Source organism: Rhizobium sullae, from assembly GCF_900169785.1.
Classification (GTDB): domain Bacteria; phylum Pseudomonadota; class Alphaproteobacteria; order Rhizobiales; family Rhizobiaceae; genus Rhizobium; species Rhizobium sullae.
Map to the genome: position 1 here is coordinate 157,584 of NZ_FWER01000013.1, position 19,609 is coordinate 177,192.

Genomic DNA, 19,609 nt, shown 5'->3' on the forward strand with positions numbered 1-19,609 from the left:
ATTTCCGCTGGCGCCGGAGCTTGTTTTCCTCCGGCGTTGATACAATTAACTTGACTTTCATAGTCACCATTTTTTAAAGACGCAATAGCGGACTTTTCAAGTCAAGTTTTAGAAATTACATGGAGAAGCGGTGATGGCGGCGGGCGGATTTGCGGCATTTGTGGCAGGCGGATTGCTGGCGACCGGAACTCTTTGCCCCGCTTATGCGCAGAATGCCGCCGCGGCGGCCTCCGCGAATGTCCTCGAAGTCGAATTGAATGCGCTAACGCCCTCGCAGAAGGGCTGCATGATGACCTTCGTGGCACTCAACAAGCTTGCCGCGCCCGTCAACAAGATCTCCTTCGAGCTTGCTTTGTTCAACGACAAGAATGCCGTCGACAAGATCACCGTGCTCGACTTCCGCGATCTGCCGCAAGGCAAGAAACGCGTGCGGCAGTTCGACATGCCGAATGTGAAGTGTGAGGCCGTAACCCGCATCCTCATCAACGACACGCCGGACTGCGATGGCCCGGCCGCCGGCGAATGCATGAAGGGCCTCGTCACCCGTTCGCAGATTTCCGTTCCCTTCGAGGGATGAGCAGTTCATGCCGGGGATGATCTCCGGCGGGTTTCAGTTTCAAACCGGCCGGGGCAGGGCACATGGCAGTTTCAGCGAGATCCAGGTCGCGACGCGATTTCATCGTGGAGCAGGATGCTGACGGCCTGAACGACAATGCGCCGGGCATCCATCCCGGCCATGAAATGCCCGAGTTGCGGAATGCGCAGCGCCAGCCCGCCGCAGAAGCCGTGGTGCACTATGCGCGTCTCTCGCTGATTGAATCTTTTCCGGAACATCCGCAGGCACAAACGACAGTGGCGGCAGATGCACCGCCGATGGACCAAAGCGCCCTTGAAAAGCAAGTGAATGAGCCGAAGCCGGGCAAGCGCCGCGTCTTCATTGCCTGCCTCACCTCCTTTGCTTTTCACGCCATTCTCTTCACCGTCCTGGCTGTCGGCCTCGTCGTGACACCGCACGAACCGGAGGAAGAAGCAGGCGAGGCCGTGAGCGTCATCATTCTCGGTGATTCAGAAGCCGACCAGGCCTCTGCCGGCGATCCGGACCTGCAAGTGGAGCCGCAGCCGGAAGAGATCGTCGCCGAGACGGTGCAGCCGCAGATCGTGCAGCCTACGGAACAGCCGACGGAGGTTCCGCCAGAAACGGTGCAGCCAATCCAGGCGGAGGCCGTGCCGCCGGTGCAGGAGGTTACACGCGTCTCCCCCGAGATGGTGACGGCGGCGGAACCTGAAGTGCTGACGTCGAATGTTCCGGCAGAGACATCGGTTGTGCAGCCGATGGCGACGGAGGTGCCAGAGGAGGTGAAGCCCGTCGAGCCGGCGGAGACCGCCGAAGCGCTACCGGAGCCGGTAAAGCCCGAAGAGGCACCCGCACCGACGCCGAAGCCGAAGGCGGTTCAGCCGGTTGAGAAGCCTGTGGAAAAGAAGCAGCCGCCGAGGAAGGTGGAGAAGAAGGTCGCTGGATCGCAAGGCGAGAACAAGCAGGATTCGAAGCGAGGGGCCAGCGACGGAAGCGAGATGGCAAGTTCGGATCGCAATTCGCAGGCAGCGAGTAACAACAGTGGCATCGGCACCGCGGCCAAGGCGAATTATGCCGGTAAGGTTAGGAGCCGCATTCGACGTGCGATCAGGACGCCGCGCGGGATCGAGGGAGATGTAGTAATCACGTTCTCGGTGAGCGGTAGCGGCGGCTTAAACTCCGTTCGTGTGTCCAGAGGATCCGGCGATCCTAAGGTTGATCAATTTGCCCTTGATGCTGTGCGGCGTGCCGCGCCATTTACTCCGCCGCCGGGCGGCCAGACCATGCTCATGTCCGTGCCAATTGCTATCAATCAAAGATAATATGACAAAAACTGTCAACTTTATACTTTACTCTAAAAATCAAGTTTAATAAGGTCCGTTCGCACACGTTAGAATCGTGTGACGATCAACGAGCGAACGGGTGGTAAATGGCTCGGAAGGCGAAGAAGGGACTAAACCGGGAAATCCGCGTCAGCGCGGATGTGGCAGCGCAGGCGACGCAGCAGGATCCTGGACGATCCAAACTGGATGGCCGCAGTTTCCTCTATGTCGGCGGCCGCGATTGCCAGGTGGCGCATCTTCGCCAGATCGCGAGCAACTTCGGTGCCGAACTGATCCATCACGATGGCGGTCTGCGCGAGGCGGTCTCCCGTATCGATACAGTGCTTCCCTCCGTCGACTGCGTGTTCTGCCCGATCGACTGTATCAGCCACGATGCCTGCCTGCGTGTGAAGACCGGCTGCAAGAAGTTCGGCAAGGCCTTCATTCCACTGCGCAACGGCAGCAAATCGAGCCTCGAGCGTGCGCTGCAGACCATGAACGAACGAGACAATTCCCGATGAAAGATCAGCACCCTGACGGGTTCATGATGATCGGCCTGCACAAGCTCGCCGCGCAGAATGGTGACGGCCTTGTGCCCGAACTTTACGACCTCCTGGTGAAAAATGCCGAGCGCGAGTACCTTTATCCGAACGTGACCGAGTTTCCCGTCTGGGAAGCGCGCATGCCGGGCGAAAAGGCCGATGCAGCACTTGGCCGCGAGGCGGCAAACGGCAATAATGTCGTTGCCTTCCCGCAGGCCCGCGCGGACGGCGGTAAGGTGTGAGGAGCTTTCGATGTATATTGCGATGAACCGCTTCAAGGTCGCGACCGGCGCCGAGGCGGATTTTGAAAATGTCTGGCGCAGCCGCGATTCCAGCCTCTCGCAGGTGCCGGGCTTCATCGAGTTCCGCCTGCTGCGTGGAAAGGCCAATGCGGAGGAAGGCTATACGCTATTTTCCTCGCATACGCTCTGGAGGAGCGAGGAGGATTTCCAGAACTGGACGAAATCGGAGAACTTCCGCGCAGCGCACCGCAATGCGGGCGAGCACAAGGTGATGTACAAGGGGCCGCCGGTGTTCGAAGGCTTCAACGTCGTGGACGGCATATGAGCGGGGATCCGGACCGTATCGAGGTCCTGCCGGTCCTGCCGTCGCTCGACATTGCCGAGACGCTTGCCTTTTATCGCGACGAGCTCGGCTTTGCGCAGATCGTTCACCAAACGCCTGACTATCTGATCGTCAGGCGCGATGAGATGGAGCTGCATTTCTGGCGCACCGACGATACCGGCCTGCCGGAGAAGACGTCGGTCTATCTGCGCGGCGGGCGTATTGCCGCCCTTCATGCGGAATATCGCGCGAAGGGCGTCAGTCGTCTAACCGATATGGAAGTGCGACCGTGGAACATGGAGGAATTCTACATCCATGATCCGCACGGCAACCTGCTGCGCTTCGGCCGCGTGCCGCAACGCTGACCTTATGGTTTGGTGCGCATCAGGCCGCCGGTGGCGATCGCCAGCCAACCCAGCATCATCGCCCAGCCGCCGGTCGGCGCGGCATAGGGAAATAGTCCGATCCCCGCAAACCGCAGCATCGCGAGATCGCCGGCAAAGAACAGCGTGCCAGCGATGATCAACAAACCGGCCAGGCGGGCGGTTCTGATCTTCTCGATGCCGATTGCGAGACCCAAGAGGGCAGGGGCGTGCGACAGACACATGGCGGAGGCTGAGGCTGCGAGCGCGGCTTCACCGCCGCCATGGGCGGCGACGGCGGCAAGTGCCACGCCCGCCGCGCCGAAGAGGCCAGCGAAAACAAAGAAAAGCGGTGCGGCCATGGCTGATCCTATTCATTGTTCTGCATATGGAAGGCGAGCCGTTCGACCGGCGTCCAGATGATCTCGCGCAGCTTCTCGCTGGCGATCGTTTCGTCGAGCGCGCGGCGGAAGCAGAACAGCCACTCGTCGCGCTCGATCGGGCCGATCGTGGCGACGAGATGGCGGCTGCGCAGCCGCGGATGGCCGCGTTTGTCGGTATAGAGAGGCGGGCCGCCGAAGTAGCCTGTCAGATATTCGTAGAATTTCTCTTCGCTGCCTTCGAGGCTCGGCGGATGAACCGCGCGGACATGCTTTGCATCCGGCAACGTGTCCATCAGCTCGTAGAAGCGATGCGTCAGCGTCCGCACCGTGTGGTCGCCGCCGATCGCTTGATAGAGCGTGATAACTTCTTCCGTCACAAATCCATCCCCTGACGTCCGTATTCTTAATGCACTGCCGTTGCCCTATCCGCAACCGGTTGCGGTGAGCCGCGGCATTTTGCGCAGGAACAGGCGGGGGCGCGGGATGCAGATTTCGATTGACAAAACCGTCCAGACGGTATTTTTATAAGTCATGTCAATCGCTCATCATCGCAAGAAGCAGCCTGTTCTCGTGCGCCGGCAACTACTGGATGTCGCCGCGCGCCTTGCGAGTGAGCAGGGCATGGCGTCGGTAACGCTCGATGCCGTGTCCGGTGCATCCGGCATCAGCAAGGGCGGCCTGCTGCACCATTTTCCGACCAAGAACGCTCTGCTGGATGCGCTGTTCGACAGTCTGCTCGAGCGTTTCGATCAAGAGCTCGATGAGCTGATGCGGGCCGATCCGGTGCCGCACGGACGCTTCACCCGCGCCTATCTTTTCGCGTGCGCCGACATCAGCGAAAGGACGGACGACTCCCGCCACTGGACACAGGTGACGATCGCGATGCTGGCCGAGCCGCGGCTGCGCAAGCGCTGGCGGGAATGGGTGCGGGAGCGGGCGGACGAATATGTCGGCACCGACTCGTCGATCGATGCGCAGATCGTGCGCTTTGCCGCGGATGGTCTCTGGCTTGCCGACGCGACGGAAAGTCACGAGATCGGTGCTGCCGAACGAAGTGCGCTGATTGCGCGCCTCACAGAACTCACGAAACACTGATTTTCGAAGGATTGAACCATGAGCCCGGCTGCCGTCTACGCGCTGCTCCTCGCCGCGATCGTATTGGAAGTAATCGGCACGACCGCCCTGCAGCTTTCGCAGCAGCTCACGCGTTTCTGGCCGAGCGTACTTCTCGTCGCCTGTTACACGACGTCCTTCTACGTCCTGTCGCTCACTCTCAAGGTGATCCCGGTCGGCATCGCCTATGCGATCTGGAGCGCGTTGGGGATCGTGCTGATCTCTGCCGTCGGGCTTGTGTGCTTCAAACAGCGGCTTGACGTTCCGGCCATGATCGGGCTTGCGCTGATCATTGCTGGCGTGGTGGTCGTCAACCTGTTTTCGAAATCCATTTCCCATTGATTTTGTGTACCTTTTTCAACGAATTTCCTCGCCGTGCAGGAACGGTGTCAAAAGGTCTATGTGCCGGCCGCGTTGACGAGCATCGTGGATGCACCAAATGTCACGGTAGAAAAGGCACTTGAGCCGATCGAAGAGCGCGGCCCAAAATTGCATCAAGCCGACGAAGCCGGCTGCCGCTGAGGAGCATTCATGCGACTACTCGTTCTTGGTACGGGCGTGATGGCGAAGAACCAGCTCGACCACTTCACCCGCATCAGCGGTCTCGAGGTGGTCGGTGCCGTCGATACCGATGCCACCCGCCTTGCTGCCTTCGCCGACAAATTCGCGATCGAAAAGCGCTTTCTGACGCTGGACGAGGCGATCGCCTGGGGTGGGTTCGATGCGGCGACGAACGTCACGCCGGACCGTGTCCACCATCCAACGACGATGGCGCTCATTGCCGCGGGCAAGCACGTGTTCTGCGAAAAACCGCTGGCGGAAAGCTATCCGAAGGCTCTGGAAATGACGGAAGCAGCGGAAACGGCCGGCGTCGTCAACATGGTGAACCTCACCTATCGCAATGTGGCGCCACTGCAGCGCGCCCGCGAGATGGTGCTCGCCGGCGAGCTCGGCACCATCAAGCACGTGGAAGCATCCTATCTACAGAGTTGGCTCGTGTCGCGCGCCTGGGGCGACTGGCGTACGGAATCGACATGGCTCTGGCGGCTCTCGACCGGTCACGGTTCGACCGGCGTGCTCGGCGATGTCGGCATCCATATCCTCGATTTTGCCTCCTATGGTGCGGCAACCGACATTGATCACGTCTTTGCCCGGCTGAAGACCTTCAACAAGGTGCCGGGCGGTCAGATCGGCGAATATATGCTCGACGCCAACGACAGCTTCACGATGTCGGTGGACTTCGCCAACGGCGCGCTCGGCGTGGTGCATGCCAGCCGCTGGGCGACGGGCCATCTCAACGAGCTGAAGCTGCGCATCTACGGCGAGCGAGGAAGCCTCGAGGTCAACCATCGTCCTTCCGGCTCGGATTTGCACGGCTGCCTTGGCGGGGATGTCGAGAGTGCGACCTGGAGGGAGATCGAGGTCGCCCCAGTGCTCACCAATTACCAGCGTTTTGCCGAGGCGGTGATGAGTGGCCTGCAACCCGACCCCAACTTCCGCCACGCCGCCAACCTACAGAAGGTGATCGATCTTGCCATGGTCGCCGAGCGCGAACGGCGCGAACTTAAAGTGTGATTTCGATCTGAAGCATGCAAAAGCGCTGCGAACCCTATCAGCGCTGATGCTCCGTCAGTGGACGATATCCGTTCCAGGCGGTGGGACGGGAAAGACGCTGTCGAGAGGAAACCGCCGGGTCTCCGCATGGGAGATCGCGGCAAGTGTGCTGCTTTTTCTCGCCCGAAGCTCCTCCTGGATGATCGAGTCCATTCCGAACTTGAAATTCCTGGTGCTGAACCGCGCTGCGTACGTACGAATGGTTTCGGGATCGAACTCCTCGGCGTGTTCTTCGAAAGACCGCACTGCGTCGATGATGGCTTCAATACTCTGCTCGTAGAATAGGAGGCCGGTCTGTTCCGGAACGACCGTTTCAAGCGCTCCTCCGCTGCCGAAAGCGATGACCGGCCGGCCGCTTGCCATGGCTTCCACCGGGACAAGGCCGAAATCCTCCTCTCCGGGGAAAATCAAGGCTCGGCATCGGGCCAATTTTTCCTTGAGGACCGAAAAGGGCACTCGCCCCAGGAATTTCACGCTCGGCCCCGCAATCGACTTCAGCATGGCAAGCTCTTTGCCTTCGCCGATGACGACGAGGTTGCGCTCCATCTTGGTAAAGGCCCTGACGGCGAGATCGACCCGTTTGTAGGAGACCAACTGCCCGGCGCAAAGATAAAAGTCCTCGACGGCATCCGACGGCGCATAGTCCTCGACTGCCACCGGCGGATAGACGACCGTGGCGGAGCGTCCGTAATACTTGCCGATGCGCGCTCTCACATGGTGCGAATTCGCGACGAAACGGTCCACGCGCATGCTGGTGCTGACATCCCAGGACCGCAGCAGCGGGGCGATCACCGGAAGCATTATTCTGGAGGCAAGTCCGGCATGCGAACGGTAGACGTGATAGTGGTCCCAGATATAACGCATCGGCGAATGGCAGTAGCAGACATGCGTCGAATGTGGCGGAGCGATAATGCCCTTGGCGGGGCCGGATTCGCTTGAGATGATGAGGTCGTATCCGCTGAGATCCAGACTTTCGAGCGCGAAGGGCATCAGCGGAAGCAGCGACTGGTAATGCCTGATGGCACCCGGCAGGCGCTGCAGAAACGACGTCTTGACGACATGTCCCCTTATTTTTTCCGAGACACGGCTTTCATCGTAAACAAGCGTGAAGATATCGGCGTCCGGAAACATATCGCAGAGGGCCTCGACGACCTTCTCGCCGCCGCGCATCGACACCAGCCAGTAATGAACAATCGCGACACGCATAATGTCTCCCTCGCCAACTAGTCGTAGCATCATCGTTGAAGCGCGGGGCGTTCCACAGAGCCCAGATTGGTCTGCCGCGGCCCTAAAACGGTGTAGAGCCACGACCGAAAGACCTATGCGGACAGGATACCAAACCTGAGATACCGCAAGTGGGGTAAGCGACCGGCCGTTTTCTACTCCGTCTTCCTCAGATTGGACTAAAGCAGCCTGCGTCGCGGTGGATTTACTCGAATTGCATTAGGCGCATCATCGGCATTCGGCGGTTTTCCCGCTGCAGAATGACGAGGAGAACAAGGTCGCGCCATGCCCATTGCTGCCGTACGCAATCCCAGAACTGCATTGCCCCGCGCCCGTCGTGTCCTCCGCTTCATCATGGCGGCAGGACTCATTGGCACCGCTTTCACGGCCCCCGTCGACGCCGCAGGCGACAGCTACCGCATCAGACCGCAGACAAGGATGAAGGTCTCGGTCGTGGAATGGGTGTCGTCGACGGGCGAGTATAAGGAATGGACCGCTCTCAACGGTGAGTATGCCGTGTCTCAGCGCGGCGACATCTCGATGCCGATGGTGGGCGAGATTGCCGTTCTCGGCAAGACGACGGAAGAGACGGCGCTCCTGATTGGCGAGAGGATCAAGAAACTGACCGGGCTTGCGACCGCTCCCATCGCCTCGGTTGAGGTCGCCAAATATCCGATGGTCTATGTCACAGGTGCCGTCCAGCGGCCGAACGAGTTCGAATTCCGGCCGGGACTGACCGTCAAGCAAGCCCTTGCCCTAGCTGGCGGGCGCGAACGCCGCAATGACCGCTCCGGCGAATATGCCGACGCCGAGCAGATTCGCTATGCCGGCGAATTCAGCCGCCTCGAACTTCAGGCAAAACAGTTCATGGCCCGGCGCGCCAGACTGATCGCCGAGCTGAACGAAAAGCCTTCCGTGGATTTTCCACCCGAGTTGACCGGTGTGCCTCCAGATTCAGTCGTGGGCCGGATCGTGAAAAGCGAAAGCGACCTTTTCACAGCAAGAGCCGAGGCATTGCGGCAGCAACTGGAGTCAGCAGCAGATCTCGCAAAGCTCTTGCAAAGTGAAATCACCGTTCTTGATGAGAAGATGGTCGCGCAGGACAGGCAAGTGACGATAGCCCGGGATGAACTTGAAGACATCGCAAGGCTCGTCGATACCAAGATCTTGACCACATCACGCAAGACAGCTCTCGAGCGCGTCGTCGCCGACATGCAGAGCAATAAGCTCGATCTCGTCGTTGCGTCCATGCAGGCCAAGCAAAAGCTGAACGAAACGGAACGCGACGCACTGAACCTGAAAGGCCAGCGAAAGACGGAGGTCGGCCAGGAGCTGCAAGCAACGGAAGCGGAGTTGGAAGATGTACGGTTGAAGCGCTCCACGACCGTCCAATTGCTGCAGGCCGCGGGCGCTTCTGTTGCGCGCAACGAGAGCCTTCAGGCAGTCGATCTGCAGCCCCTCGAATACTGGGTCACCCGAGGTGGCGCCGGCACTGGCGCGCGGGTCCTGGAAAGCGCGCAGCTCGAGCCGGGGGACGTGCTGGATGTTCGCTACAATGTTTCCAAGAACCTGGACGGCTCTATGCTTTCATCCGCCAATCCTCCTGCGCGGGTGCAGTAAATCACATGAATTCGAGGATCGGGCAAAACGATATGGTTGTTCACGAAATCGGCAAGCTTGTCCCCGGCGATCAGTTCGGCAAGAAGCAATCACCTGACGCGGAAAATATATCGTTCGGTGACATATGGCGCTTTCTCCGGCGCCACACCTTGATGCTCGCTTTCTTCACGGCGGTAGGCGCCGCCGCAGGTGGTGTTTATGTCGCCACGCAGCCACCCCTTTTCTTCGCGGCCGCCCGCCTCGTCATGGATCCCGAGCAGGGCCAGATCGCATCGCAGGACGCTTTCACGGGAACGATCATCATCGAGGCTGCGGAAATTGCCAGCCAGGTGGAGATAATCAAGTCGGAGCCAATCGCGAAAGCAGTTATCAACAAGCTCAACCTCTATGAGGACCCCGAAATCCAGGATAACGCGTCGTGGCAGTCGGTCGCCAAGGGCTGGCTTCGGTCGGTAATCAGCAAAGCAGTTCAATCTGACGAACCTGGTCAGAAGACATCCGATGATGAGAGACTCATCCGCCGTACGATGGCGTCGTTCTTGTCGCGGGTCTCGGTCGTTAGAGTAGGACAATCGTATATCCTTGAAGTCGGCTACAGATCCGCCGATCCTCAAAAGGCAGCCCGGGCTGCGAACGCTCTTGCACAGGCCTACATGGATTCCACCGTCGGCGCGCGCGCAGCAGCCGCCCAAAGCGGGGCAGACTGGCTGGAAACCCGATTGATCGACGTCGAGAAGCAAGCACGTGAGGCGGCTTTGGATGCGGAAGAATTCCGGGCCAGGAACGGCATCATGGAGGTTGGCAGCACGGCGTCTTTGGACCAGCAGCAATTGTCCGAAATTAGCAGTCAGGCAATGGCGGCAAGCGCCGAGACGGCGGCGGCATCTGCCAAGTTAGAAACCCTCAATCGACTGATGGCGGGAGAGGCGATTGGCGGCAGCGTTCAGGAGACTATCGACAATCCCCGCATACAAAAGCTGCAGGAGGACGTCAGTCTCGCAACTGCCAGGCTGAACACTCTCGTGAGCCGCTACGACTCCGGCAACCCTGCGATCGTGGCTGCCAGAGATGAAGTTGCTCGGTTGACCGGCGAGATCAGGAATGAATTCGTCCGCGTTCAGAAGGTGTACGAAACGACCCTCCAGGTTGCTCAAGCGCGGGAACGGCTTCTCAACGACCAGATGGCAGCACTGACTGCTACCGTCAGAGATAAAAACCTGGCGCGTGTCAAACTGACGGAAATGGAAAGCCGTGCAACGACCTATCGCCGCATCTACGAAGGAATTCTCCAGCAACTGACCGGTACGCTACAGAAGCAGTCGTTTCCGCTCGGAGATGCCCGTATCGTGACGGCCGCGTCCGCGCCGCTGACGAAGAGCTCGCCGAAATCCTCCATTATCCTGCCCTTCACCACGTTGATGGGCCTGGCGGGTGGTCTCTTGCTCGCGTTGCTTGTCGATGGAAAGGGCAAGGGGATTCACTTGAATCCCAGGCTGCGTCAGGAGCTTGGCATAGCTTCGCTCGGCAGCCTGCCGCTTCAGGGCGCAACGGCAGTTTTGCCCGCCGGGGCGAAGGCGGCAAACCTGCAGGCCGCGATGCCGCTACGCCGTGTGCTTGATGCGCCCTATTGCGATTTCACCGAGGCCTTGCGAGGCGTGAAGAGCTCCATTGGTTCGGCATTCCGACCCAATTCGCCAATGGTAATAGGCATCACGTCGGTCGGCAGCGGCGAAGGAAAGACGACGGTTGCCGCGAACCTCGCGCAGCTCTACCAGAATGAAGGCACGCCGGTCGTGCTCGTCGATGCCGATTTCCAAAACGGCTTCCTGAGCAAAGTGGCAAGTGCTGCCGGGGAGGACTTCGGGCTCCGCGCGCTGCGGATAGATCATATTGGCGCAGATGAGCCGCAAGCCGCGGAACATGTCGTGGCACGTCACGACGAGCACGGCCGCAGGAGCAGGAGAAGCAGGGTCGACGAGCATGCTGAAGCCTCCACGCTGGTTCCCGTGCTGACCGTCGAGGAGACAACACGGTCTGCCGCATCCCATCAGATCTTCGGTCATCTTGCCGCGTTCAAGACGGAAATCGAGTTGCTCCGGCAGCGCTACGGCGTCGTCATCGTCGATCTGGCGGCATTTGAGGGTTCGGCGGATACCCGCCATATCTTCAGCTATCTGGATGGCATCGCGATTGTCGTCGGCAAGCCGAAGAAAATGACCATCGAGCGGCTGTCCGCCGCGCTTGCGAGCTTTGGCACGTCGCGGGTCAACCTTCTCGGGATCATCGCCAATCGCAGCGGCGGCAGGAAGCGTTCACCGAGAAAGCCTGCTTCGTCGCGGCCGAGCGAACCTGCCGTAAAACCGGCCGCTCCCCATCTGGCCTTCAATGACAAGCCGCGCGGGCGCCCGCTCAAGGTGGCTGTCGGCATCGCGAGTTCAGGCAGGAGCGAAATCCTCTCTGCCGTGCTTCCCCATATATCGCGCCAGACGCGTCAGCCCGAGGAGGTCGTCATCTGCGTGCCCTTGCTCGAAGATGTCGACCGAATGAGCCTTTCCTCGCTTGCATGCCCGGTCAGGGTGCTGGTTTCAGAGCGCGGGCTTTGCCTTCAGCGCAACACAATTCTCGACAGCATCGTCGATGCGGATGTGGTGCTCTTCCTCGACGACGATTTCCTGATGACGCCCACTTATATCGAGGACACTGAGCTCCTGTTTCGCACCCGGCGCGATATCGTCATGTCGACGGGCACGGTCATCGCCGACGGGATCACCGGGGCGGGCATCTCGGTCTGCGACGGCCTTAAGCTGGTAGAGAAGGTTCGCCGCCCGCAGAAACACGAGAAATCCTTCAAGCCGATCTATAACGCCTATGGTTGCAACATGGCTGTCCGCGTTTCGGCGATCGTGGCTTCAGGAGTCCGGTTTGACGAGAACCTGCCGTTTTACGGCTGGCTCGAAGATGTCGACTTCAGCCGCATGATGGCGCGATATGGCGAGGTCATGTGTGCCGACCATCTCCAAGGCGTGCATCTCGGTACGAAGGCCGGACGAACGACCGGCATCAAGTTCGGATATTCGCAGATCGCCAATCCGATCTATCTCGTGCGCAAGAAAACGCTGAGTTCCGGACGGGCGGCTGCGCAAATGGGCCGGAATCTGGCCGCCAATCTCGTCAAAGTCTGGCGCCCCGAACCCTGGGTCGACCGGAAAGGGCGCCTCAAGGGCAATGCGATCGCACTTTTCGATCTTCTGACGGGCAGGCTTGCACCGCAGAAGATCAGAACGATGGGGTAGGGTCGTGATCACGCGCTATCCCGACCGTGTTGTCGTCATTAATGATCGTTCGACAAAGGTTGGAGGAGCCTCCAACCTTGCCATTCTGTCGGCGCACCTGCTCAAACGCGCCGGCATTCCCGTAACCTATCTGGCGGGCGACGCGGCCGGAAGCGAGCTGCCGGCGGACGACACCATCAATCTCGGCGGTGCGCCGCTGACCGATCAGGGCCGCATCGCAGCGTTAATCAGCGGGCTTTACAACACGCAGGCGCTCGAAGCCGTGCGCGAGGTTATCGACAGCGCCGACACGGCTTCGACGATCTATCATGTCCACGGCTGGTCGAAGATCCTTTCGCCCTCCATCTTCCAGGCCCTATGGCCGGTCCGCCAGCGGGTGGTCCTGCATGCGCATGATTATTTCCTGTGCTGCCCGAACGGCGGCTTTGCAAATTACCGGAAAGACACCGTCTGCCTGCTCACGCCGATGTCGGTGCCATGCATGACGACGCAATGCGACAAGCGCGGCTATCACGAGAAAATCTGGCGTTCCGCCCGGCATGTGCTGCGCGAAAGGCTCTATCCGACGAGTGAACTCCCGGCCAATATCGTCATCGTGCACCAACGGATGCGCGAATATTTCGAGCGTTCCGGCATCTGCACTGATCATATCGAGACCATTCGCAATCCGGTGGAGCCGTTTCTGCGCAGAGGGGCCGAACCTTGGACGATGCGGGATTTTTTCTTCGTGGGAAGGCTCGAGCCGGAAAAAGGCTTCGAGGATGCTGCGCGGGCGGCACGGCTTGCCAATGTGAGGCTTCAGATCATCGGCGATGGTGCCGGGCGGTCTCTATTGGAACGCGACTATCCCGAGGTCATCATTCATGGCTGGAAAGTGAAAGGGGAGATGCACGAACTCCTGCATAATGCGCGCGCCATCGTCGTATCGTCCCGCGTGCCGGAACCTTTCGCGCTTGCCGCCGTCGAGGCGATCGGAAGCGGAATTCCCGTCATTGTGCCTGACGCCGCTTTGTTGGGAAACGAGCTTGAGGAATTCGGTTGCGCGCTGACATTCAGGACGGGGAACATCGGATCGCTGGCGACGGCGATGCGACAACTTGCAGCCGATGATGCGATGGTGCGCTCCATGAGTTTGAACGGCCTCATCAAGGCGTCTAGTCTAGCTCATTCCCCAGAAACCTGGGGCGAAGCGTTGATTGCTCTTTATGGGCGGATTTTGGAGCGGACGAGCTTGGCCGGCGTTGCCGGCAGGCTACCTGAACGGTCCGGAAATCGATCCGCCGCGCATCGCCGTCCATTCATTTAATTGAACGGCATCGAGCAGATACGCTCATTGAAAGCGGTTCTGTCCTCTCGTGTATCGACAGTTTCAAAAAGTTCAATAAATCAGTAGTCCCGCCATCAGTACTCGGACCTACTTCTATCTGACTACGGCTTAGCCGTTCTGGTCAATTGTCTATTCCGGCCGACACTGCCAACCTTAACTGTAGGTTGAGATATAACGGGGTTGGAAAATGCTATCGTTCTTTGATGGCGTTGCTCAGAATGGGCAATCGGCTCGGCTAAGACGGCCGACGTCGAGAGATTATCGCCTGAAGCGTGCCGGGGACATCCTGATTTCCGGTTCGGCTCTAGTTTTCTTTCTGCCATTTTTCGCGCTTATCGCGGTGGCCCTGCTGCTGGTGGATGGACGACCGCTCATATTCCGCCACGAGCGTATCGGCCGCCACGGCCGCTCATTCCCATGCCTGAAATTCCGGTCGATGCGGAAGGACGCCGATGCGCGGCTGGCCAGCATTCTCGCCAATGATCCTGAGCGGCGCGCCGAATGGAATGAAACCCAGAAGCTGGTCAACGACCCGCGTGTCCATTGGCTTGGAAAATATCTCCGGATGACGAGCCTTGATGAGCTTCCGCAGCTCTTGAACGTTTTTCGCGGTGATATGAGCCTTGTCGGACCGCGGCCGATCGTGGCCGATGAAATGGAGCGTTACGGCCGCCAGATCCACTACTATCTCGCCATGACGCCGGGCATTACCGGCCTATGGCAGGTCCACCGGCGTAGCGACACCACGTATGATGAACGGGTGCAGTTCGACGTCGACTATTACAACACGTGCTCGCTGACAACAGACTTGGCGATCCTGTGGACAACGGTGGCTGTCGTGTTTTTGGCGCAGAACGAAAGGGAGCGTCTTACCAAATGACGGCGATAGCGATAGCGATCCAAAACGCCAGACAGAACAATGCCACGAACCAGCGCAGGCCGTATTTTGCTTTGGGCACCGGAATCCGTCCCAAGATGAGGCGGTGTGGTTTTGCGTATTTCATCAACGGCTTTGAGTTTTGGCCCATGGCCGCCAACAAGAAAGGCTTGAACACATTGTTATGGTCACCAATCCTCAGTTCTGTCAGCACAGCAGCTTGAGATTCTTCCGAATCGGCAGTCTATCGGTGCGAGATTTAGAGCAGATTAAGCTTAGCCGGCGAATGTGTCCTGAATTTGGACCGTCGATGCGAAGACCTTTTGGGCGGTTCCAGGCTATGGAGAATAGTATCAATCGCAGCTTAAATATCACGGGAATCCGGTTACTCGAGACCGTTTGCTTTGAACTTGGCGAACCGAAATCAAGCACCTGCTTTTTTATCGAGGCGATGCATTGATGGCGCCCCCGCTTGCGAATGCACCGAAATCAAACCGTTTCCAACTATCAGCCTGGATCCCCATGCGGCTGCCGTCCATCGTTGGCGACGGCGCTTGGACTGTGGCAGCGAAGATCATTTCACAAGCGGTACAGCTTGCCGCTTTCATCGCCGCCGCCCGGCTCCTGTCGTTGGAACAATTCGGCCTTTATGCATACAGTTCGGCAATTGCGATACTCCTTGTGGTATGCGCCGAGGGCGGTTGGGGAGAATTCGTCATGAAGACCGGCGGAGCCGGCGACGAGCTCGATCAAGTCGCCACCCTTTCAGTTCTGTCCGGCACTCTCGTGACCACTATTGGCTTCGGCGTTGCGGCGGTCATCGCCTTTCCGCTTCACCAGTTATGGGAAGGCACGCTGATTGCATGTTACTGCTGCTGGTTCCTGCCGTCGTCGCTATCCACTGTCTATGATGGAATTCTCGTAGCCAGAGGCATGTTGCGCAAGCAGGCTTTCATACGCATCGTCGCGGAATTATGCGGCCTATGCGTGACTCTCATCGGCCTGTGGAGCGGCTGGAGCGTCATTTCGCTTATCGCGGGGCGGCTTGCCATGCAGGTGACGAGCCTGATTATCACGGCCGCTGTTTTGCGCTGGCGCCCGAAGTTGTATCTGACGTGGCCGTTCATGATCGAGGTTCTGAACTTTTCGCGCCATATCCTGGCGAACCGGCTGATCTTCTTCTTACGCTCCTACTCAGGTACTCTGGCACTGGGGAGTTTCGTCGGCCTTGCCGACGCCGGGTACTATCGCGCCGCCGAACGCATCGTCGCAGCCTTTTCGGAACTGATCGGGGAACCGGCGCGCATGCTGGCCTGGACCGTCTTTCGCCAGGCTGTCGCGCAATCGGACGCCGAAAACGCTGCGAAAAATGTCGGCGCCATGGCAACGACCTTCATGATGCTTCTTATGGTCATTTCCGCTCCAGTCTATCTTGGCCTGGCGCTGGTTTCGACGGGCCTTGTCGATATTGCACTTGGTGGTGACTGGGCGCCGGCAGCCGTCCTGGTTGCCATACTGGCGATCAAGCAAGTCCTTCTCGTTCCCGGCCTTCTAACAGAACCCTTGCTCTCGCTCACTGGGCACATCGCAAAGATGCCTCGCGCCATCCTTCTGAACGGCGTTGTGTGCATCGGTCTGATCGTTGTCCTAGCGCCTTTTGGCATCGAGGCGACAGCATTGGGTCAGTGCGCCGCCGCACTCATGTCTTTCCTGATTTCAACACGGCTGCAAGGGCGCTATGGCGGACTGGCCTGGAATCGTGTGCTGTCCAATTGCGCTTATGTTGCGGTCGCTATCGCCGCCATGTCGGCAACGGTCTATTTGCTCGGCTACGTTGCCGAGGTCTCTGCGATGGAGCGTCTGTCTTCCATCGCGCTTCAAGTCTTAGCTGGTGGGGCCATTTATGTCGGCGCGCTGGTTGTATTGCGCAGAGTGAACAGCGGTTTGATCCCGATTTTCGTGGTCGGCCGTAACTGACGGGACAATCGCATGATGCTTGCTTCCTATGTAACCAGAAATGCGCATCCTTTTTTGCGTAATGTCGCAAACGGATTTAACCGGTCGTTCGGCCTAATTTTGGCCGTGCAAGGTCGGTTGCGCTATTTATCGCCGTTTCCACGCCGGTTTACCGGTGCATATTCATCCTTCGATGAAGCCATTGCTGCTGCAAGATCATCAACGCTCGCTGGCTATGATCACGACGAAGTTGCACATGTGGCATTCGAAAAAATGTGCCAAGTCACGCCCTGGGATTACCCTGTGCTCTTCTGGATGCGCCATCTCATGGATGACATCGATGGAGTTGTCGACGCCGGCGGCCATATGGGAACCAAATACCGTGCATTCCGCAAGCTTTTGCCGTTCGACGACTCCTTCCAATGGGTTGTTTACGATCTTCCGGCGATCGTTCGAGCCGGCCGGCGGATGGCCGAGCGAGAGGGGTTGACCAGACTATCTTTCGTGGATCGGGTCGAGGATGCTGGCGCCCTGTCGTTGTTTCTCGGTTCCGGCCTGATGCAGTATCTCGATGTTTCACCATCGGTTTTGCTGAAGCGCCTGCCTACATTGCCGCGCCACCTCTTGCTGAACAAGGTCGCCCTTCGAAAGGGCACTACCGTCGTCACGCTTGAACGGATTGGCCCGGCCTATGTACCCTACCAAATACGCAATGAAGCCGATTTCCTGACGGAAATTATAGGTCTGGGATATCATCTGGTCGATCGCTGGCCGATTCCTTCCCTTTCCAGTGTTATCGACACCCATCCAGAACTGGGTGCAAGCGAGAGCAGTGGCTTTTATTTTCGCCTAAATTGACGGCAACACCAGCAAAGTTTCAAAAGAAACTGCGGCACCAATCTACTGGTGTGTAGTTTTGGCTTCGGCGTCGGGCAACGAGGCTCGAAGTGGTCTTTCGCTTGCGAAGCGGACCTTAAGGTGATCCGCCAGACGGATGGCAAGAGCCAGTAACATAAGCGTCGGGTTTGCGTGGCCGCCCGTTGGGAACACGGAGCTGCCCGCAACGAACAGACCGTTGACGCCATGCACCATTGCATTTGCATCGACGACGCTGGTCGCGGGATCCACACCCATCCGCGTCGTGCAGGAAGGATGCGCCATATCCGTGAAGGCCATCTTGCTGTTGTCATCCTCAGCGATCCAATCCGCCAGATGTGGCCGCGGCAACCCGACGCGCGGGAACTCGTCCGATATCAAAAGGGCGAGCCGCTTCATGCTTTCAATCTCGACTGAACCTATCTTCCAATCGACACGCGGCAGAGGCTTGCCGAAGCGGTCACGCCGGTCGGAAAGGGTCACCCGGCTTTCAGCATCGAGTTGCTGTTCGACCATTGCATCAAAGCGTAACTCGACGGATCTGTGCGGCAGTCCGCGCTTCTGGACAAGCCGACGGTAGAGGCCCGAGGCAACGAGATTCATCGCGCCGAAGACAGCAATGAGGTCGCCCGGCGTCGTTTGACTGAAGCCATGCCGGAGGCGTTTCAACGCTGCCCAAGGGTCATCCGCCCGATGGACTTGAACGGGATAGGCTGCGCAATTTGTAAGGCCCTCCCTCATCTGCGTATCCGGACTGAGTGACAGCCCACGAAGATAGAAGTGTGTCCGGCCGTTGTGGTGAAGACCAAAGAAGTTGAAATGCCGAGCGATTTCATCGATCCCCACGCCATTAAACCGAGCAAGAGACGTGCGTGGATGATCGGCGAGATAGCGACCCACGATGCCTTTGCTGTTGCCAATGCCGTTTGTCATCATTGAATTCGACGCCAGCAGCAACCGAGCGTTTTCGATGCCGCCACAGCAAAGCACGATCGTTTTGGCGCGCACAATCGCCTTGTTTCCCTCAAGGCTATAGGCTTCGAGAGAGCTCACGCACCGACCGTCATTATTGAGATTGATTTCCGTGACGGTAGCCCGCGTCAGGAAATCAACATTGGGAGCTTTGAGTTGTCGGGAAATGTTGGCAAATCGCATCGGCTCGCCGCTGGTTGCCCGCTCATGACTGAACTGCCAGAAAAAGCTCCGCAACCGATCGCGATCAAGGCCGATCTCTTCGGGCGGCAAGCGCAGCAGGCTTAGAAGCCGTTCGTCATAAATATTCGGCCCTAGGTTGAGGAGTGTCGCGGCGCGTTCTAGTGCGGGCTGGATGTCGCTGCGCGTGATCGGCCAGCCCGAAACGGGGAGCCAGGGGCGAGCTGCAAAGTCGATTTCGTCGAATGCTGCGCATTTGCCAATCCATGTATGGGTGCTTCCGCCGATGAGGCGGTTGCGCAGCTCAAAAGCCGGTATGTCGTTGAGCCATCCCAAACTGTCCGTATACCCGCGGCCAACCGGCACGACGTCCCCGCGCGACAGAGGCTCTCCAACATTTTCCACGGCATTCAGGGTCTGGGTTTCGGCTTCGTATTCAAAACCGCCGCTCTCAATAATGAGGACGCGCATCGGCGTGTTTTCCAATTCGCGAGCGATGGTCAGCCCGGCGGGGCCGGCACCTATGATTGCAACGTCGGCGCTAAGTATCATGTTCATCGACGCTGATCGAAGGTCGTGGACAGTCATATTCTTCCCTCGCAATATCAATTTCTTAGTAGCAAAATTGCGGACATCTCGGAACTCGCCAGAAGTGTCTAAACGCCTAAGCCGTCTACCGACTTTGGAGAGGGTAGGCGGTCCATATACAAGCCATCGTTGACCGGAAGGCCATGCTGAAATCGCCAGGTCTTGCGAATAGATTCTTCGATAGGTCGGCGGGGACGCACATGAGGCCTTTGAGGACTGTTG

General features: G+C 58.7%; 20 protein-coding genes and 1 pseudogene. 16 read left to right on the forward strand and 5 right to left on the reverse strand.

Going from position 1 to position 19,609, the window contains the following annotated elements; genetic code table 11:
- Positions 1-133 precede the first annotated feature (133 nt).
- From BN1800_RS13995 to BN1800_RS14020, 6 genes are all read left to right on the forward strand, one after another.
- On the forward strand, positions 134-577 hold the full coding sequence (locus BN1800_RS13995; RefSeq protein ID WP_086998354.1) for a hypothetical protein: 444 nt from the start codon (positions 134-136) through the stop codon (positions 575-577).
- A gap of 62 nt (positions 578-639) precedes the next feature.
- Positions 640-1,896: an energy transducer TonB gene (locus BN1800_RS14000; protein WP_086998358.1), complete on the forward strand. Its 1,257-nt coding sequence runs from the start codon at positions 640-642 to the stop codon at positions 1,894-1,896.
- A 107-nt stretch (positions 1,897-2,003) separates the two neighbouring features.
- A complete protein-coding gene (locus BN1800_RS14005) occupies positions 2,004-2,417 on the forward strand; it encodes a DUF2325 domain-containing protein (RefSeq protein ID WP_027510203.1) in 414 nt (137 codons plus the stop codon).
- Positions 2,414-2,680, forward strand: a complete 267-nt coding sequence (locus tag BN1800_RS14010; protein ID WP_086998361.1) for a hypothetical protein — start codon at positions 2,414-2,416, stop codon at positions 2,678-2,680. Before BN1800_RS14005 ends, BN1800_RS14010 begins: the two co-directional genes overlap by 4 nt.
- Before the next feature lie 10 nt (positions 2,681-2,690).
- Positions 2,691-3,005, forward strand: a complete 315-nt coding sequence (gene hmuQ / locus BN1800_RS14015; RefSeq protein WP_086998364.1) for a heme-degrading protein HmuQ — start codon at positions 2,691-2,693, stop codon at positions 3,003-3,005.
- Entirely contained in the window at positions 3,002-3,367 is a 366-nt protein-coding gene (locus BN1800_RS14020; RefSeq protein WP_027510206.1) for a bleomycin resistance protein, read from the forward strand. Before hmuQ ends, BN1800_RS14020 begins: the two co-directional genes overlap by 4 nt.
- Positions 3,368-3,369: 2 nt before the next feature.
- On the opposite strand, the gene BN1800_RS14025 is transcribed toward BN1800_RS14020, so the two are convergent.
- Complete coding sequence (locus BN1800_RS14025; protein ID WP_086998367.1) at positions 3,370-3,726, reverse strand: DUF423 domain-containing protein; 357 nt, start codon at positions 3,724-3,726, stop codon at positions 3,370-3,372.
- 8 nt (positions 3,727-3,734) lie between these two features.
- Positions 3,735-4,124 (reverse strand): group II truncated hemoglobin, encoded by a 390-nt coding sequence (locus BN1800_RS14030; protein WP_086998370.1) that lies wholly within the window; start codon positions 4,122-4,124, stop codon positions 3,735-3,737.
- A gap of 154 nt (positions 4,125-4,278) precedes the next feature.
- On the opposite strand from BN1800_RS14030, the gene BN1800_RS14035 reads away from it, so the two are divergent.
- From BN1800_RS14035 to BN1800_RS14045, 4 genes and pseudogenes are all read left to right on the forward strand, one after another.
- A complete protein-coding gene (locus tag BN1800_RS14035; RefSeq protein ID WP_086998373.1) occupies positions 4,279-4,842 on the forward strand; it encodes a TetR/AcrR family transcriptional regulator in 564 nt (187 codons plus the stop codon).
- Positions 4,843-4,860: 18 nt separating this feature from the next.
- Positions 4,861-5,202, forward strand: a complete 342-nt coding sequence (locus BN1800_RS14040; protein WP_027510210.1) for a DMT family transporter — start codon at positions 4,861-4,863, stop codon at positions 5,200-5,202.
- Between the two features lie 69 nt (positions 5,203-5,271).
- Positions 5,272-5,382, forward strand: a pseudogene (locus BN1800_RS40310) (ThuA domain-containing protein); the annotation flags it as partial.
- A gap of 9 nt (positions 5,383-5,391) precedes the next feature.
- Positions 5,392-6,435: a Gfo/Idh/MocA family protein gene (locus tag BN1800_RS14045; RefSeq protein ID WP_086998376.1), complete on the forward strand. Its 1,044-nt coding sequence runs from the start codon at positions 5,392-5,394 to the stop codon at positions 6,433-6,435.
- A 54-nt stretch (positions 6,436-6,489) separates the two neighbouring features.
- Here BN1800_RS14045 and BN1800_RS14050 read toward each other — a convergent pair whose 3' ends face one another.
- On the reverse strand, positions 6,490-7,680 hold the full coding sequence (locus BN1800_RS14050; RefSeq protein ID WP_084606460.1) for a glycosyltransferase: 1,191 nt from the start codon (positions 7,678-7,680) through the stop codon (positions 6,490-6,492).
- 303 nt (positions 7,681-7,983) lie between these two features.
- Between BN1800_RS14050 and BN1800_RS14055 the strand changes: the two genes are divergently transcribed.
- From BN1800_RS14055 to BN1800_RS14070, 4 genes are all read left to right on the forward strand, one after another.
- Positions 7,984-9,318, forward strand: a complete 1,335-nt coding sequence (locus BN1800_RS14055) for a polysaccharide biosynthesis/export family protein (protein WP_027510212.1) — start codon at positions 7,984-7,986, stop codon at positions 9,316-9,318.
- Positions 9,319-9,350: 32 nt separating this feature from the next.
- Complete coding sequence (locus tag BN1800_RS14060; RefSeq protein WP_167333900.1) at positions 9,351-12,611, forward strand: nucleotide-binding protein; 3,261 nt, start codon at positions 9,351-9,353, stop codon at positions 12,609-12,611.
- A 4-nt stretch (positions 12,612-12,615) separates the two neighbouring features.
- Positions 12,616-13,917 (forward strand): glycosyltransferase family 4 protein, encoded by a 1,302-nt coding sequence (locus BN1800_RS14065; RefSeq protein ID WP_086998383.1) that lies wholly within the window; start codon positions 12,616-12,618, stop codon positions 13,915-13,917.
- A 208-nt stretch (positions 13,918-14,125) separates the two neighbouring features.
- Positions 14,126-14,818 carry a sugar transferase gene (locus tag BN1800_RS14070; RefSeq protein ID WP_027510213.1) on the forward strand — a complete coding sequence of 231 codons (693 nt, stop codon included), beginning with the start codon at positions 14,126-14,128 and terminating at the stop codon, positions 14,816-14,818.
- On the opposite strand, the gene BN1800_RS14075 is transcribed toward BN1800_RS14070, so the two are convergent.
- Complete coding sequence (locus BN1800_RS14075; RefSeq protein WP_086998386.1) at positions 14,808-15,029, reverse strand: hypothetical protein; 222 nt, start codon at positions 15,027-15,029, stop codon at positions 14,808-14,810. The genes BN1800_RS14070 and BN1800_RS14075 overlap by 11 nt on opposite strands.
- Positions 15,030-15,337: 308 nt before the next feature.
- Between BN1800_RS14075 and BN1800_RS14080 the strand changes: the two genes are divergently transcribed.
- Together BN1800_RS14080 and BN1800_RS14085 are read left to right on the forward strand one after the other, a co-directional pair.
- Positions 15,338-16,792 carry an oligosaccharide flippase family protein gene (locus tag BN1800_RS14080; protein WP_179213787.1) on the forward strand — a complete coding sequence of 485 codons (1,455 nt, stop codon included), beginning with the start codon at positions 15,338-15,340 and terminating at the stop codon, positions 16,790-16,792.
- Positions 16,793-16,804: 12 nt separating this feature from the next.
- Positions 16,805-17,629 (forward strand): methyltransferase, TIGR04325 family, encoded by an 825-nt coding sequence (locus tag BN1800_RS14085; protein ID WP_244564491.1) that lies wholly within the window; start codon positions 16,805-16,807, stop codon positions 17,627-17,629.
- Between the two features lie 42 nt (positions 17,630-17,671).
- Here the strand turns inward: BN1800_RS14085 and BN1800_RS14090 are convergent, their stop codons facing one another.
- Positions 17,672-19,357 carry an FAD-dependent oxidoreductase gene (locus tag BN1800_RS14090; protein ID WP_244564492.1) on the reverse strand — a complete coding sequence of 562 codons (1,686 nt, stop codon included), beginning with the start codon at positions 19,355-19,357 and terminating at the stop codon, positions 17,672-17,674.
- Positions 19,358-19,609 lie beyond the last annotated feature (252 nt).